Here is a 15497-nt window from a genome sequence, read left to right on the forward strand (position 1 = left end):
TGGTGGCAGAACAGGGCGGGGGCGGCCAACTGCGTAACGGCTGCGTAGTCTTCCGGCCATGCGCCTGCACGTCGTCGACCACCCGCTGGTCTCCCACAAGCTGACCGCTCTTCGCGACGAGCGGACCGCGTCTCCGGAGTTCCGGCGGCTGACCGAGGAGCTGGTGACACTGCTGGCGTACGAGGCGACTCGGGACGTCCGGGTCGAGGAGACCAGCGTCAGGACGCCCGTCGCCATGGCCGAGGGAGTGTCGCTGAGCAAGCCGCGGCCGCTCGTCGTACCGATCCTCCGCGCGGGCCTCGGGATGCTCGAGGGGATGATGCGGCTGATGCCCACCGCCGAGGTCGGCTTCCTGGGCATGGTGCGCAACGAGGAGACGCTGGAGGCCTCGACGTACGCCGAGCGACTGCCGCTCGACCTCTCCGGTCGCCAGTGCTACGTGCTCGACCCGATGCTCGCCACCGGCGGCACGCTGGCGGCCGCCCTGCGCTTCCTGACCGACCGAGGCGCGGACCACATCACCGCGATCTGCCTCCTCGCCGCACCGGAAGGCGTGCACAACCTGGAGGCGGGCGTCGCGGCCCTCGACATTCCGATCACGATCGTGACCGCGGCCCTCGACGAGCGCCTCAACGAGCGCGGGTACATCGTGCCCGGCCTCGGTGACGCGGGCGACCGGCTCTACGGCCTGGCCCAGTAGCCGCCAAGAACCTCAGTAGCCGCCGAAGACGGTGACGTGGCCGGTCGCCATCGCGAGCAGCAACAGCATCGTCAGCACCGCGAGGATCACGTAGCCGCCCTCGCGGTCGTGCCGGTCGCGATCCGGCTCCGGCGCGTAGTACTTCAGACCGTCTCCCGGCGCGATCCGGAAGTCATCGGTGCGTGCCATGACTTCACGCTACGGCGGCAGAGCCCCCCGCGACTCCTCCCAGGGGAGGATCTTCTCAACCGTCACGTCGCTTCGTGCGAGGGACGCCGAGGGCGATCAGGTCCTCCATCACAGCGGCCGGATCGTGCCGCAGCTCGTACGCCGAACAGCTGACCACGAAACGGTCAGTCGTCGTCAGCTTCCTGTTGCGCGCCCGGTCCGCTGCAGCCTGGAGGAAGTCGTCGTGGAAGGCGCCATCGACCTCGAGCACGAGGGTACGGCCATCAGCGAGTGGCCACTCGCAATCGGTGTAGCGCCGCCGTCCCGCCCGGTCGAAACGTGGTTGCTGGGCGATCGGCAGGGCGACGCGAAAGCGCCGGCACGCACGCCGGACGTCGACCTCGGCAAGGGACTGGGCGCCCGCGCCGACGTCGTCGAGCAGAGCTCGAAGACCCTTTGCGCCAGGCAGTGGGCTCAACCGATCCAGCCAGGCGGACAGGTCCGCAACACCGGTCAGGCGCTGCTGGACGACGGCCGCCACCGCCCCGTGGGCGGTGCGGCGGTTCGCCTCGTAGCCGGCGAACAGCAGGACTGCGGGCGCCACGCGGCACACCGGCAACCGACCCTGGGCGCGCATCTCGTCGACCGACCGGCGAGTCCGGAAGAACTCCACGCCGGGCACCTCGTCGAAGGAGAGCGTGTTGGCGACGAGGACCGTGATCGTGGGTCGGTCCCAGCTCCGCAGGCCGTGCACGCGCGCCGCTGCCAGACCACAGATCAAGGAGTCAGGCCCGGCGTGCAGGATTGCGCGCCACAGCTGCTGCTCCCAGGACAGCGGACCGGTGGTGACGCTGAAGACCGACGACGTACGTCGTACCCATCGCCGTGCCCGGAGATGGCTGCGCAACGTCGCCCTCGTGACACCGAGCTGGTTGAGCTGGCGCTGGGACAGCAGACCGTGCTGCACCTGGGCCAGCCGTCTCCAGTCCTCCGTCATGCCGAGGAAGTGTGGAGGCCAGCCGATCTGACCGCGACCCGGGATCCACAGGTGCGGGTTGAGTGCTCAGGTGGTCGCTATCGCAGCCACTTGAGCACTCAACCCGTCCAGATCAGAGCGCCTTGACCGCGTTCAGCAGCTTGCTCATCGAGTCCTTCGCGTCACCGAACAGCAGCGTGGTGTTGGGCTCGAAGAGCAGCTCGTTCTCGATGCCCGCGAAGCCCGGGCGCATCGAGCGCTTCATGAAGACCACCTGCTTGGCTTCGTCGGCGTTGAGGATCGGCATGCCGTAGATGGGCGCACCAGGCGTGGTCTTGGCAGCCGGGTTGACCACGTCGTTCGCACCGACGACCAGGACGACGTCGGCGTCCTTGAAGTCGCCGTTGATCTCGTCCATCTCCTTGAGCTGCTCGTAGGGCACCTGCGCCTCGGCGAGCAGCACGTTCATGTGGCCGGGCATCCGGCCGGCGACCGGGTGGATCGCGTAGTCGACCTGGATGCCGCGCTCGCTGAGGACGTCGACCAGCTCGCGCAGCGAGTGCTGGGCCTGCGCCACCGCGAGGCCGTAGCCCGGGACGATGATGATCCGCTCGGCGAAGTTGAGCATGATCGCGACGTCCTCCGGGCCGGCCGACTTGACCGGACGGTCGGACGCCTCGCCGCCGCCCAGCGTCGAGCCGCCCTTGAGGGCGCCGAAGAGGATGTTGGCCACCGAGCGGCCCATCGCGTTGGCCATCAGCAGCGTCAGGAAGGTACCGGACGCACCGACCAGGGTGCCGGCGATGAGCAGCACGGTGTTGGACAGCACGTAGCCGCCCGCCGCGACGGTCAGGCCGGTGAACGCGTTGAGCAGCGAGATCACGATCGGTACGTCGGCGCCGCCGACCGGCATCACCAGCAGCACGCCGACCACGAGGCCCAGCAGCCCGAGCACCACGCCGATCCACAGGTGCGGCTGGTTCACCAGCATGATCGAGAGCACGACGGCCGCGACGAACGATCCGCCGAAGATGACCGGCAGGCCCGGGAAGACCACCGGCCGCGACGTCATCAGCTCCTGCAGCTTGGCGAACGTCACGATCGAGCCGGCGAAGGAGACCGAGCCGACGACGATGGTGAACGCGGTCGCCGCGAGCGGGAACCAGTCGAAGAGGTCGCCGTGCTCGTGCAGCTCGAGCAGCGCGACCAGGGCGGCCGCACCGCCGCCGACCCCGTTGAACAGCGCCACCATCTGCGGCATCTGGGTCATCTGCACCTTGCGGGCGCCGTACACGCCGCCCGCGGTGCCGATGGCGATCGCAGCCAGGATCAGCGGCACGTGGTGCAGGTGGTCGACGCCGTTCGGCTTGTAGAAGAAGGGGATCGCCACGGCGACCACCGCACCTGCAGCGCCGATGAGGTTGCCGTTGCGAGCCGTCTTCGGGCCGGACAGGCCCTTGAGCGCCAGGATGAAGCACACCCCGCACGCCAGGAAGACGAGCTGGACCCAGGTCGGCGAGATCACTTGGTCTCCCCCAAGGTCGGGCCGGCCCCGGCGTCCAGACCGGGCCTGGGCTTCTTGCGGACGAACATCTGCAGCATCCGGTCGGTCACCACGAAGCCGCCGACCATGTTGACCGAGGCCAGCACGATCGCGATCAGGCCGACGACGAGCGCGGCGTTGTTGTCCGTCGTACCGGTCACGAGGACCGCGCCGAGCAGGATGATGCCGTGGATCGCGTTGGCGCCGGACATCAGCGGCGTGTGCAGGGTCGAGGACACCTTCGAGATCACCTCGATGCCGACGAACACGCTCAGCACGAAGAACGTGAGCCAGACGACGGAAACACTCACTGGTCGGCCTCCTGGTCGTAGGGCAGGTCGAGCTGCTGGGTCGCGATCTCCTCGGGCTCCGGAGGTTGCTCCGGCTCGACGACCGGTTCGGGGGCGGGCCCCTCGATCGCCTCGCGAGTCGGCTCGTGCACGATCCGGCCGTCGTGGGTCACCGCGGACCCGGCGACGATCTCGTCGTCGAAGTCCGGCGTGAAGGTCCCCTCGCCGCCGTCCTCGCCTGCGGTGGTCATCAGCGTCAGGAGGTTCACGATGTTCTGCGCGTAGAGCTTCGAGGCCGGCCCGGGCATCTGCGAGGCGACGTTCGCACCACCCCAGACCTGCGCGTGCCCGATCTTGACGACCTTGCCCGCGACCGAGCCCTCGACGTTGCCGCCGGTCTCCGCGGCCAGGTCGACGACGACGGAGCCCGGCTTCATCGCCTCGACCATCGCGGAGGTCACCAGCAGCGGCGCCTGCCTGCCCGGCACCGCGGCGGTGGTGATCAGTGCGTCGGCAGCTGCGATGTACGGCGCGAGGGCTTCCATCTGCCGCTGCGCCCGGTCCTCGCTCATCTCGCGTGCGTAGCCGCCGGCGCCCTCGAGCGTCTCCAGCTCCAGGTCGATCGACTTCGCGCCCATCGACCGGATCTCCTCGGCGGCTGCCGCGCGTACGTCGTAGGCCCGCACGACGGCGCCGAGCCGCTTGGCGGTGGCGATCGCCTGCAAGCCGGCGACGCCGGCACCGAGCACGACCACCTCGGCCGGCTGGACCGTGCCTGCGGCCGTCATGTTCAGCGGGAAGAAGCGGCGCAGCAGGCCCGCCGCGACGACCGCGCTCCGGTAGCCGGCGACCAGCGCCTGGGACGAGAGCGCGTCCATGGACTGCGCGCGCGAGATCCGCGGGACGAGCTCCATCGCGAACGACGTCACGCGTGCGTCGCGCAGCCGGGCGACGAGGTCCTGCTCGGCGTTCACCGGCAAGAAGGACAGGACGGCGGCACCCTCGCGGAGCCGGCCGACGGCAGCGGCGGACAGCGGCTGGACCGCGATCACCACGTCGGCGTCGGCGAGCGCCGACTCCGAGAGCGAGGCACCGGCCTCGGCGTACTCCTCGTCGGCGTACTCCGCGTTCCCGCCCGCGCCCGGTTCGACGAGCACCTCGTAGCCCAGCCCGGTCAGCTTGCCGACCAGCTCCGGGACCATCGCGACGCGCGCCTCACCCTCACGGGTCTCCCTGGCAACTGCGATCTTCACGTTCCGCAACTTATTGCACGCACGACCGTGCATCCGCGCATTGAGACGACCGTCTCACCGCTGGAACGTTCCAGACTGTCACGCGGCACGCGCCCCGGAGCGTCTCAGAGGTGTGACCATTCAAGGCATGGAGGTGGGCGGACTGATCGCCGGCACCGGTCCCGAGGCCCGTCCGGACGTCGCTGCCCTGTCCTTCGAGGCGTTCGTGCACACCACCGGGGCGGCGATGCACCGCACCGCCGTGCTGCTCTGCGGCGACCACCACCTGGCCGAGGACCTCACCCAGACGACGTACGCGAAGGTGTTCGCGTCCTGGCGACGCGTCGCGGCAGCGAATGACCCGGTCGCGTACACGCGCCAGGTGCTCGTCCGCACGTTCCTCTCCCACCGGCGACTCCGGCGGAGCACGGAGCGACCGGTCGAGGTGCTGCCGGAGTCAGCCGGCGCCGTCGAGGACGCCAGCCTCCGCCTGGACCTGCTGACCGCACTGCAGGGCCTGTCCGCCGACGACCGGGCGGTGCTGGTGCTCCGCTTCTGGGAGGACCTCAGCGTCGCCGACACCGCCCGGCTGCTCGGCACCGGCGAGCCCGCCTGCCGCCAGCGAACCGCCCGGGCGCTGACCCGGATCCGAGCCCTGATGCCCGACCTGGAGGAAGACCGATGAGCGTCGAGACCAACCTGCGTGCCGCCATGGCCGAGGCCGTGGCCCCCACCCACCCCGACACCGACCAGCTGGTGTCGTCCGCGCGGCGCCGCGGGATGGGCATCCGCCGCCGCCGCCAGGCGCTCGGGACGTTCGGCGTCGCCGCGGCGCTCGGTCTCGCCGTCCTCGCCCCCAGCGTCGTGGCCGGTGACCACGGTCGACACGCGACCGACGCGATGCAGGTGGGCACGACGGCCGTCGCGTTCGACGCGCAGGACACCCGTCCGGTCACCGGGCGATCTGCCGCGGCGGCCCTGCTCTACGCGGTCGGGCTGACCGCCCAGGGCAACGGCACGGACTTCCGCAGCGCCGTCGACAACCCCCGGGCCAACGGCCCGTACGTCGAGTCGTACACGCTCTTCCGGTTCACCCCGGCCGGAAGCGACACCTCCGGCGAGGTCGCCGTCAACGTCCAGCCGAACTTCGCCGGAGACCCGAACGACCCGAAGCCGGGCGACCACACCACCCTGGCCGACGCGCAGTGCCAGTCGTGGATGCAGAGGTGCACCTTCACGCGGCTCGACGACGGCTCGAAGCTGACCACCTACGACGACACCTCGTCCCACGGCTCAGCCGGCATCCGGCGGGTCGCCGCGCTCTACCGCCCCGACGGGGTGCGTGTGGTCGCCTCGGCCTCCAACGGGTTCGACGTGACCGAGCTCGACGAGAAGATCGCTCGCGACGAGCCGGTGCTCACCACCGACCAGCTGGTGGCGATCGTGGGCCAGCCGTGGTGGGGCGCCGAGCTCCCGGCGTACTTCTCCAACGAGGGCGAGAAGCTGTCGCCCTACAGCGACCGCAGCGCGCCGGCGAACGTGACGCCGACCGCCGGCGAGCCCTCGTCCAGGGGCTGAGGAACCTCAGACGATCCGTCCACCGACGAGGTCACCGATCACGTAGGTGACGGCCATCGCGAGCACACCGCCCGCGATGTTGCGGATGACCGCGCGGCGGGCGTCAGCCTCGGCAAAGCGGGCGGACAGGAAGCCGGTCAGCGCGAGGGCGATCGCGACGGACACCGCGGTGGCGCCGACCCGCCAGCCCTGCGGCAGCAGGATCATCAGCATCGGCAGCAGCGCACCGACCGTGAACGCGATCATCGAGGCCAGCGCGGCCTGCCAGGGGTTGGTGAGCTCGTCCGGGTCGATGCCGAGCTCGACCTCCGCGTGCGCCGCCAGCGCGTCGTGCTCGGTCAGCTCGAGCGCCACCTGCCGAGCGGTCTCCTCGCTGAGCCCCTTGCCCATGTAGAGGCCGGCGAGCTCGGCGAGCTCCTCCTCGGGCTCCTCCTCGAGCTCGCGCCGCTCCTTGGCGAGCAGCGCCTGCTCGGTGTCGCGCTGGGTGCTCACCGAGACGTACTCGCCCGCCGCCATGCTGAGCGCACCCGCGACCAGGCCGGCGAGACCCGCGACGAAGATCGTGTGCCGGTCGTCGGTGGCACCGGCGACGCCCATGACCAGACCGGCGACCGACACGATGCCGTCGTTGGCACCCAGCACCGCGGCGCGCAGCCAGTTGAGCAGGCTCGAGGTGCTGGCCTCGTGCGGCTCGTCGTCGTGCGGCCCGATGTCGGCGTGCGGCGGGAGCTCGGCCTCGGCGGTCATGCCCCAAATCCACCACGTCGCGGGTGCTCCGGCAACGAAGGCAACCCTCAGCCGGTCGCTGCGGACACCTTCCTGTGCGGCCGGAAGGCGCACCGGACGGCGTACTTCTCCGCGTCCACGTGGGCGACCACGGCGTCCACCCGGCGCGGGCCGTCCGCCGCCTGCACGCGGCACGTCACGGTGACACCGACCTGGCCGCGGACGTAGGGGCACGTGACCGAGTCGGCCCGGCCACCGAACATCCGGCCGTACTTGGCGCGGAGCTCGGTCGCCACCTGCTCTCCGGTGATCCCGAACTCCTCGGCGACCTCGTCCATCGCGACGTGGAGCCGGCCGCCGGCGACCAAGGAGGTGACCCGGACCGTCCCGCCGACCTTCACGACCCGACCGCTGGTCAGCGTCGTCGTGCGCAGGCACCGCACGGACGCCCCGACGTGGAAGTCGAGGTCGGGGCAGCTCAACGTGCCTCTCGTGAGCTGCTGGTTCTCCGCCTCGAGCTCGCGCTCGGCCATCGCGGCCACCTTGTCGCCGGCCAGCGTGTCCGGGCGTACGACGTCGTGTCCGCAACCGGTCGACAGCACCGCGACCATCAGCGCGCACGCGGTGCGGGCGAGGACGACAGGCATGGCTCCATCTTCCAGCCCACCCCAACGGCGCAGGGGCGATCAGGCGATCGCGACCTCCCGCCGCCGGGCGGTGAGGCCGAGCGTCCCGGCCAGCACGCACGCGAGTGCGACGGCGGCGGTGAACCAGGGGAAGATCGCCGAGAGGCTCCACTGGGTGGCCGCCCAGCCCGCCAGGATCGTGGGCACCGCCATCGAGCCGTACGCCAGCACGTAGTACGCCGACATCACCTCGCCGCGGTGGTCGGCCGGCACGACCTGGCCCAGGTGCCGCAAGGAGCCGCCGAACGCGAGCCCGAACGACAGCCCGAGGACCACTGCCGCGGCGGCAACCGCCCAGGCGTGGTGGCTGTCGAGCGCGACCACGCTGACGACGAGGGCTGCCGCGGTGGCGAAGTCACCGATGATCGCCGCCCGGCGTGCGAGCACACGGATCCCGAACGCCTGGCTCACCGCCGCGGCCGTCGCCATCGCGGCGACCACCGCGCCGCCGAACACCAGGCTGTGGATGTGCGTCGACTGGCCGGCGAAACCGGGGAACAGGGACAGGTACACGCCGAGCACGGACCACGAGGCCATCACGCCGAGGACGGCGAACCGGAAGTCGAGCCGGATGGCCTCGGGGACGCTCGGTCGAGTGAGCCGGATCCTCGTCGCCGGGCGCACTTCGTGGGTCTCGGCCATCAGCACCAGGTTGACCAGCAGCAGGACCACGACCGCCGCGACGACGGCGTACGGCGTCACCAGCGGGTCCGGCCCGTACTGCGCGAGCACCGAAGCGACGAGGATCGTCACCGCCATCCCGATGTTGAAGACGATCCCGGAGAGGTGCCCGGTGCGGGCACCGTCGTGCGGGCGCAGGTCGAGCAGGGCAGCACTCGCGGCGACGACCGTCGCGCCGACGGCCGCGCCGTGGAGCGCGCGAGCCACGAAGAGCGCCGCGACGTCCTGGGCCGTCATGAACACGACCAGGCCGGCGACCATCGCGACGACCGAGGCCAGCAGCAGCGGCTTGCGCCCGTAGCGGTCGGAGATCTGCCCGGCCACCAGCACCGAGCCGAGCGCCGCGAAGGCGTAGACCGCGAACACGAGCGTGGTCGTGATCGGGGCGAGGTGCCACTCCCGCTCGTACACGCCGTACAGCGGCGCCGGGGCACCGGAGACGCCGAGTGCCACGGCCAGGAGCGTGATGAGCAGGGGGTACGGGGCGATCAGGGGCCTGCGGGCCGCGCGAACGTCCTCGACCGTCCTCGTCAGCGTCGAAGTGCTCATCGGATCCTCCTGGGAAACGTGCTAAGTTCGATGTACGTCGAACAACACCGTACGACGCGGTTCGATGAACATCAAACTGATTTCTCGCCCGACCTCCGGAGGAACCGGTGACCCGAACGCTCGAGCAGGACGAGGACCTCTCCCTCCCCGCGGTCCAGCCCGTCGCCTCGCTGCAGCAGGTGCTGGCCGCCCTGGCCGACCCGGTGCGACTGGAGATGGTGCGCCGGCTCGCAGAGCGCGGCGAGCCGATCGCGTGCTCCGACCTGTACTCCGACATCAGCAAGTCGACGGCGAGCCACCACTTCAAGACGCTGCGTGAGGCGGGACTCACCGAGCGGGTCGTCCTCACCGGCCAGACCTACCAGCGGCTGCGGCTGGCCGAGGTCGAGGCCGCACTCCCCGGCGTGCTCGCGTCGGTCGTCGCGGCGGCCGGCGAGTGAGCCAGTGGTGGCGCAGCTCCGTCGTCTACCAGCTCTACCTGAAGTCCTTCGTCGACACCGACGGCGACGGCTTCGGTGACCTGGCCGGGCTGGAGTCCGAGCTCGACCACATCGTGTCGCTCGGTGTCGACGGCATCTGGCTCAACCCGTGCTACCCCTCGCCGCAGCACGACGGCGGGTACGACGTCGCCGACTACTCGACGATCGACCCGGCCTACGGAGGGCTGTCGGCGTTCGAGCGCCTGCTGGACGCAGCGCACGAGCGCGGGCTGAAGGTGCTGCTCGACCTGGTGCCGAACCACTGCTCCTCGGAGCACGCCTGGTTCGCCGACGCGCTGGCCGCCGGCCGCGGCTCGGCAGCGCGGCGTCGGTTCCACTTCGCCGAAGGGCGTGGCGCCGACGGTTCCCAGCCGCCGAACAACTGGCAGTCGGTGTTCGGCGGACCCGCGTGGGAGCGGGTGGCCGACGGGCAGTGGTACCTGCACCTGTTCGACGCCTCCCAGCCCGACTTCAACTGGGACGACCCGGAGGTGGCCGCGCTCTTCGACGGCGTGCTCACCACGTGGTTCGACCGCGGCATCGACGGCTTCCGGATCGACGTCGCCCACGGCATGGTCAAGGAGGCCGGCCTCCCGGACGCGCACGGCGAGGCGATCAACCCGCATGCCTGGGACCAGCCGGGGGTGCACGACATCTTCCGGCGCTGGCGCAAGATCGCCGACGGCTACGACCGTGAGCTCACACTGGTCGGCGAGGCGTGGGTGAGCCCCGAGCACGCGGCCGACTACATCCGCTCCGACGAGCTCGAGCAGGTCTTCTACTTCGGCCTCACCCAGCAGCCGTTCGGCGCCGCGGAGTTCCGGGCCTCGGTCGAGGCGGCGTACGCGCCGCTCGCGGAGGGCCACGGCGCGCCGACGTGGGCGCTGAACAACCACGACGTGCACCGCTCGGTCTCCCGCTACGGGCTCGTCGAGCCCGAGCCGACCCTCAGCGCCGACCCGCTGGCGCTGAGCACCCGCCGTCGCGGGCGCGTCGACGTCGCGCTCGGCACCCGGCGGGCCACCGCGGCGCTGCTGTTCGTCCTCGCGCTGCCCGGGTCCGTCTACCTCTACCAGGGTGAGGAGCTCGGCCTCCCCGAGGTGCAGGACCTGCCCGACGCCGCCCGCCAGGACCCCATGTGGGAGCGCTCCGGGCACACCGACTACGGACGCGACGGCTGCCGGGTGCCGCTGCCCTGGCGCGCCGGGGAGCCGCACTTCGGGTTCTCCACCGGCGCGCCGTGGCTGCCCCAGCCGGACTGGTTCGCGATCTACGCGGCCGATCGCCAGCAGGACGACCCCGGCTCCGTGCTCAACCTCTACCGCGCCGCCGTCGCCGCGCGCCGGGACATCGACGCGGGGTCGGCCCTGGAGTGGCTCGACACCGGCCGGTCGGACGTGCTCGCCTTCCGGCGCGGCGACCTGGTCTGCGTCACGGTCTTCGCCGGCTCGCCGTACGACGTGCCCGCTGACTGGGGCAGCCGCGTCCTCGCGACCGTCGAGGCAACCGGCCGCGCCCTCCCGGCTGACTCGGCCGGATGGTTCCGTCGCTGACTCACGCGTGCAGCCAGGGCGCGTAGGAGATGCCCACGATGAGGTGCTCGGGAGACAGCAGCCGGGCGACGGTCTGACCCCAGGGCTCGGTGCGCGCACCGTGCACGAGCTCGTGACCGCCGGCCTCGAGCTCCGTCGCTGCGGCCGCGACCGCCTCGGGCGAAGCCACCTCGAACTCCACGCACGCCTGCGGGACGACGGTGCCCTCGGGCCACTCGTCGGTGCCGAAGCAGGCCTGTGCGGCCTGTCGCAGCGGCCACACGCCGAAGTGCTTGCTGCCGTCGATCTCCTCGCTGTGCTCGTAGTCGTCGCCCTCGGCGTGGCCCAAAGGGAGGCCGAGCGCGTCGACGTACAGGTTGTGGCTCACGACCGGGTCAGGCGTGATCACCGCGAAGCTGGCTATGAACTCGATCTGCATCCGTCCATGGGAGCACCCGGCACCGACAGCCTCAGGAGCGGTACTCGGGGTTGGCGTAGTCGAAGCGCGCGCCGGCGTTCCACTCCGAGCGCTGGTTGCCGTACGCCGGGACGCCGCCGGCCTGCTTGAGCATGCGGGCCAGGTGCAGCAGGTTCCAGGTCATGAACGTGGTGTTGCGGTTGGTGAAGTCGTTCTCCGGTCCACCGCTGCCCGGGTCGAGGTACGACGGCCCGGGACCCGCCTCACCGATCCAGCCGGCGTCCGCGTTGGGCGGGATCGTGTAGCCGATGTGCTGGAGGCTGTAGAGCACGTTCTGGGCGCAGTGCTTGATCCCGTCCTCGTTGCCGGTGATCAGGCACCCGGCGACACGTCCGTAGAAGAGGTACTGGCCCTTGTCGTTCAGCATCCCGCTCAGCGAGTAGAGCCGCTCGATGATCATCTTGGTCTGGCTCGAGTTGTCGCCCAGCCAGATCGGACCCGCGATCACGAGGATGTCGCTGTCCAGCACGCGTGGGTAGATCTCGGGCCACTCGTCGCTCGCCCAGCCGTGCTCGGTCATGTCCGGGTAGACCCCGGTGGCGAGGTCGTGGTCGACCGCCCGGATGACCTCGACCTCGACACCGTGCTTGGCCATGATGCCCGCGCTCGCGTCGACGAGACCCTGGGTGTTGCTGGTCTCGGGTGAGCGCTTGAGCGTGCAGTTGATGAACATGGCCCTGAGGCCGCTGAAGTCGAGGTCATCGGTCATGCGACGACTCTGACGGTCTGCGGGCCGACCGGCAATGGACCGGTGATGACGAAGCCCTTACAGCCGCTCAGTTCGCGACGGTGAACCGCTGCCGGACGTGCTGCGGCTGCTCGATCTCGTCGACCAGGGCGACTGCGTAGTCCGGGATGCTGATCTGCTCGCCGGCAGGCGTCTCGAGCTCGATCTTGTAGGAGCCGGTGCGCTCGCCGGGGAGGATCACCGGGGCGGGTGACAGGTAGGTCCAGTCGACGTCGTCGGCTGCGTCGCGGAGCAGCGCGAGCGTCTCCGCGCCCTTGAGCGACTCGGCCTTGTAGGCGTCCGGGAAGTCCGGCGCGTCGACCAGCCGGACACCGTCGACCTGCAGGCTGCCCGCGCCGCCGACGACCAGCAGCCGGCGGCTGCCCAGGGTCGCGACCAGGTTGGCGATGCTGTCCACGAAGCGGGTGCCGTCGTCGCTGACCCGGCTCGGCCCGATCGCGGAGACGACCACGTCGTGCTTCTCGGCGATCTCCGTCGTGAAGGCGGCGTCGAGCGCGTCACCGGTCACCTGGCCGGGCGCGTCGCTGCCCCGGCGGCTGACACCGGTGATCTCGTGCCCGCGGCTGCGGGCCTCCTCGACGATGGCGCTGCCGATGGCACCGGTGGCGCCGTACACGGCGATCCTCATGGAAGTCTCCTTGCAGTTGGTGGGGGAAGGCCTCACAGTATCGATTGGATACTGAGTACTTCAACGTGCTATAGATACCCAGTGGAAACCATGGATCTGCCGCCGAGCGTGTTCGCCCGCGACTGCGCCTCCCGGGTCGTGCTCGACCGGATCGGCGACCGGTGGACGGTGTTGATCGTGGTCGCCCTCTCCGACGGCCGGCTCCGGTTCTCCCAGCTGCGCGCGGTGATCGAGGGCATCACTCCGAAGGTGCTGACCCAGACGTTGCGCGCCCTCGAGCGCGACGGCCTGGTGACCCGGACCGTCTTCGCGGAGGTGCCCCCGCGGGTCGAGTACGAGCTCACCGATCTCGGTCGCGACCTGTGCGCGCCGATCGAGGCGATCCGGGCCTGGGCCGAGGACCATGCCGGGCGCATCGTGGCCAACCGTGAGCGCCACGAGGCCCGCTCAGCGGCTCAGTAGGGCAAGTCAGCCCACGTGCACGTGCGGTCGCTTGGTGCGGTCAGGCTCGGCGCGGCGAAGCACCTCGCGCGTCACTGGTGCGACCTCGCCGACGCCGAACAGCAGGAAGCGCAGGAGGTTCAGGCCCGGGCTGCCCTCGGTCCACTCGAAGTAGATGTGCGGGCGAACTCCCGTGTGCTCGCGGATTCGCAGGAGCAGCGCCGCGATCGCGTTCGGCACCGTCGGTGAGGCGATGCTGATCACCCGGTAGAGCCGGTGCGCGGCATGGCCGCGAGCCTCGATCGTCGACTCGAAGTCCGACGGGTCCGTGACGGTCACCTCGAGGAAGATGATGTCGCTGGCATCCGGAAGGTCGTTGTCGGCGACGATCTGCTTGAGCTTGTCCTGGTACTCCGTCTGGCCGTGGTCGTCGGGCTCGTTGGCCACGATCCGGATCGAGCGGCGCGCACAGTCGCGCAGGAACATCTCGACGGTGTCGTCCCAGACCACTTCGGTGGTCCGGAGCTCGAACGCCCGCAGCAGCCGGGAGAGGATCGACAGCCCGACGATCGCCGCGATGAAGAAGCCACCGATCTTCACGCCGTCGGGGCGCTCGAAGATGTTGTCGACGGTCGTGTACACGAACACCAGGGTGATGACCGCGAACGCCCACATCAGCCTGCGCTGACCGGCTCTCCTGGCGGCAAGGGCCACCGCAACCCCGGCGGAGGTGAAGAGCACGAGGACGCCGGTCGCGTAGGCGCCGCCCTGGGCGTCGACGCTGGCCTTGAAGATCACGGTCACCGCGATCCCGATCGCGGTGAGGATGACGACCAGCGGTCGCACCGCCGCCGTCCACTCCGGCGCCATGCCGTAGCGCGGGAGGTAGCGCGGGATCAGGTTGAGCATCCCGGCCATCGCGGAGGCGCCGGCGAACCAGAGGATCGCGATCGTGGAGACGTCGTACACAGTGCCGAACCCGCTGCCCAGGTACTCGTGGGCCAGGTAGGCCAGCGCGCGGCCGTTCGCCTTCCCCCCGGGCTCGAACTGCTTCGCCGGGATCAGCCAGGTGGTGACGAGGCTGCTGGCGATCAGGTAGCCACTCATCAAGACGGCGGCGGTGGCGAGGAGCTTCTTGGTGTTCCGGATCCGCCCCGTCGGTCGTGCCTCGGTGTCGCCGGGGTCTCCGGCGACGTGCGGCATCACCGCGACGCCGGTCTCGAACCCGCTCATCCCGAGCGCCAGCTTCGGGAACAGCACGATGGCCATCGCGACCATCATCAGGGGGTTGCCGTGCTCCTTGGTCAGGGCGGAGGTCCAGTCCGTGATCACTGACGGGTCACCGAACACGTGCCCGAACGCGACGCCGATCACGACCAGGTTCAGCACCAGATAGATGGAAACGAGGGCGATCGCGATGCCGATCGCCTCGGTGAAGCCGCGGAGGAAGAGAGCGCCGAGCATCACGACCAGCGCGATCGTGATCGCCACCTCCTTTCCGTGCAGGAAGCCCGGGATGTTCGGGTTCTCCACGACGTGGGCGCTTGCGTCCGCGGCCGAGAGGGTGATCGTGATCATGAAGTCGGTGAGCGCGAAGCCGAGCAGCACCAGCACGAACAGCTTGCCCTTCCAGAAGGACAGCAGCCGCTCGAGCATCGAGATCGAGCCCTGCCCGTGCGGGCTCTCCGCGGCGACCCGGCGGTAGACCGGGAGTGCACCGAACAGCGTGAGCAGCACGAGGACGACCGTCGCGATCGGGGCGAGGGCGCCTGCAGCGAGTGCGGCGATGCCCGGCTGGTACCCGAGCGTGGAGAAGTAGTCGACGCCGGTGAGGCACATGACCTTCCACCACGAGTGGGTGCGCTCCGGCGACTCGAGAGGTGCTTCGGTCGCCAGTGTCACGGACTCCATCGAATCAGGCGATGGGACGGACTCCGAAGGCCCTAACACCTTCCTAACACCACGCGGGGAGCCGTGAGGACGGCGTTAGGGTTCGACCGCCCGCCGTTAGGGGGCCGTTAGGGACGCCGCCGGGAGGTCGCGCGGGGTCTTCGATGGAGAC

18 protein-coding genes are annotated in these 15497 nt (G+C 70.4%); 6 read left to right on the forward strand and 12 right to left on the reverse strand.

Annotation, left to right across the window (positions count from 1 at the left end; genetic code table 11):
- The first annotated feature begins 58 nt into the window (after window positions 1-58).
- Window positions 59-700: a uracil phosphoribosyltransferase gene (gene upp / locus ACVW00_RS19950; protein WP_457112637.1), complete on the forward strand. Its 642-nt coding sequence runs from the start codon at window positions 59-61 to the stop codon at window positions 698-700.
- 12 nt (window positions 701-712) lie between these two features.
- Here upp and ACVW00_RS19955 read toward each other — a convergent pair whose 3' ends face one another.
- From ACVW00_RS19955 to ACVW00_RS19975, 5 genes are all read right to left on the reverse strand, one after another.
- A complete protein-coding gene (locus ACVW00_RS19955; RefSeq protein ID WP_457112638.1) occupies window positions 713-889 on the reverse strand; it encodes a hypothetical protein in 177 nt (58 codons plus the stop codon).
- Between the two features lie 55 nt (window positions 890-944).
- Window positions 945-1865, reverse strand: a complete 921-nt coding sequence (locus tag ACVW00_RS19960; RefSeq protein ID WP_457112639.1) for a hypothetical protein — start codon at window positions 1863-1865, stop codon at window positions 945-947.
- A gap of 112 nt (window positions 1866-1977) precedes the next feature.
- Window positions 1978-3369 carry an NAD(P)(+) transhydrogenase (Re/Si-specific) subunit beta gene (locus tag ACVW00_RS19965; RefSeq protein WP_457112640.1) on the reverse strand — a complete coding sequence of 464 codons (1392 nt, stop codon included), beginning with the start codon at window positions 3367-3369 and terminating at the stop codon, window positions 1978-1980.
- Window positions 3366-3698 carry an NAD(P) transhydrogenase subunit alpha gene (locus ACVW00_RS19970; RefSeq protein WP_457112641.1) on the reverse strand — a complete coding sequence of 111 codons (333 nt, stop codon included), beginning with the start codon at window positions 3696-3698 and terminating at the stop codon, window positions 3366-3368. The genes ACVW00_RS19965 and ACVW00_RS19970 overlap by 4 nt, the downstream gene beginning before the upstream one ends.
- A complete protein-coding gene (locus tag ACVW00_RS19975; RefSeq protein ID WP_457112642.1) occupies window positions 3695-4930 on the reverse strand; it encodes a Re/Si-specific NAD(P)(+) transhydrogenase subunit alpha in 1236 nt (411 codons plus the stop codon). Before ACVW00_RS19975 ends, ACVW00_RS19970 begins: the two co-directional genes overlap by 4 nt.
- Window positions 4931-5057: 127 nt before the next feature.
- On the opposite strand from ACVW00_RS19975, the gene ACVW00_RS19980 reads away from it, so the two are divergent.
- Entirely contained in the window at window positions 5058-5594 is a 537-nt protein-coding gene (locus ACVW00_RS19980) for a SigE family RNA polymerase sigma factor (RefSeq protein ID WP_457112643.1), read from the forward strand.
- The gene (locus tag ACVW00_RS19985) at window positions 5591-6487 is read left to right on the forward strand and encodes a hypothetical protein (RefSeq protein WP_457112644.1); all 897 of its coding nucleotides are present in this window, start codon (window positions 5591-5593) and stop codon (window positions 6485-6487) included. The genes ACVW00_RS19980 and ACVW00_RS19985 overlap by 4 nt, the downstream gene beginning before the upstream one ends.
- Window positions 6488-6493: 6 nt before the next feature.
- Here ACVW00_RS19985 and ACVW00_RS19990 read toward each other — a convergent pair whose 3' ends face one another.
- The 3 genes from ACVW00_RS19990 to ACVW00_RS20000 are packed head-to-tail and all read right to left on the reverse strand — an operon-like array spanning window position 6494 to window position 9129.
- A complete protein-coding gene (locus ACVW00_RS19990) occupies window positions 6494-7234 on the reverse strand; it encodes a VIT1/CCC1 transporter family protein (RefSeq protein WP_457112645.1) in 741 nt (246 codons plus the stop codon).
- A gap of 47 nt (window positions 7235-7281) precedes the next feature.
- Window positions 7282-7860, reverse strand: coding sequence for a hypothetical protein (locus ACVW00_RS19995; protein ID WP_457112646.1), 579 nt, complete (start codon window positions 7858-7860; stop codon window positions 7282-7284).
- A 39-nt stretch (window positions 7861-7899) separates the two neighbouring features.
- A complete protein-coding gene (locus ACVW00_RS20000; protein ID WP_457112647.1) occupies window positions 7900-9129 on the reverse strand; it encodes an MFS transporter in 1230 nt (409 codons plus the stop codon).
- Window positions 9130-9236: 107 nt separating this feature from the next.
- Here ACVW00_RS20000 and ACVW00_RS20005 point away from each other — a divergent pair, with 107 nt between their 5' ends.
- Together ACVW00_RS20005 and ACVW00_RS20010 are read left to right on the forward strand one after the other, a co-directional pair.
- The gene (locus ACVW00_RS20005; protein ID WP_457112648.1) at window positions 9237-9569 is read left to right on the forward strand and encodes an ArsR/SmtB family transcription factor; all 333 of its coding nucleotides are present in this window, start codon (window positions 9237-9239) and stop codon (window positions 9567-9569) included.
- On the forward strand, window positions 9566-11161 hold the full coding sequence (locus ACVW00_RS20010) for a glycoside hydrolase family 13 protein (protein WP_457112649.1): 1596 nt from the start codon (window positions 9566-9568) through the stop codon (window positions 11159-11161). Before ACVW00_RS20005 ends, ACVW00_RS20010 begins: the two co-directional genes overlap by 4 nt.
- A gap of 1 nt (window position 11162) precedes the next feature.
- Here ACVW00_RS20010 and ACVW00_RS20015 read toward each other — a convergent pair whose 3' ends face one another.
- The 3 genes from ACVW00_RS20015 to ACVW00_RS20025 form a co-directional block, all read right to left on the reverse strand.
- Window positions 11163-11579 (reverse strand): hypothetical protein, encoded by a 417-nt coding sequence (locus ACVW00_RS20015; RefSeq protein ID WP_457112650.1) that lies wholly within the window; start codon window positions 11577-11579, stop codon window positions 11163-11165.
- Between the two features lie 31 nt (window positions 11580-11610).
- Window positions 11611-12327, reverse strand: a complete 717-nt coding sequence (locus ACVW00_RS20020) for a flavodoxin family protein (protein WP_457112651.1) — start codon at window positions 12325-12327, stop codon at window positions 11611-11613.
- Between the two features lie 67 nt (window positions 12328-12394).
- A complete protein-coding gene (locus ACVW00_RS20025; RefSeq protein WP_457112652.1) occupies window positions 12395-12994 on the reverse strand; it encodes an NAD(P)-dependent oxidoreductase in 600 nt (199 codons plus the stop codon).
- Window positions 12995-13084: 90 nt separating this feature from the next.
- Between ACVW00_RS20025 and ACVW00_RS20030 the strand changes: the two genes are divergently transcribed.
- Window positions 13085-13456: a winged helix-turn-helix transcriptional regulator gene (locus ACVW00_RS20030; protein WP_457113149.1), complete on the forward strand. Its 372-nt coding sequence runs from the start codon at window positions 13085-13087 to the stop codon at window positions 13454-13456.
- A 6-nt stretch (window positions 13457-13462) separates the two neighbouring features.
- Here ACVW00_RS20030 and ACVW00_RS20035 read toward each other — a convergent pair whose 3' ends face one another.
- Entirely contained in the window at window positions 13463-15346 is a 1884-nt protein-coding gene (locus ACVW00_RS20035) for an amino acid transporter (protein ID WP_457112653.1), read from the reverse strand.
- Between the last annotated feature and the right edge of the window lie 151 nt (window positions 15347-15497).

The sequence above is a fragment of the Marmoricola sp. URHA0025 HA25 genome (assembly GCF_054059435.1).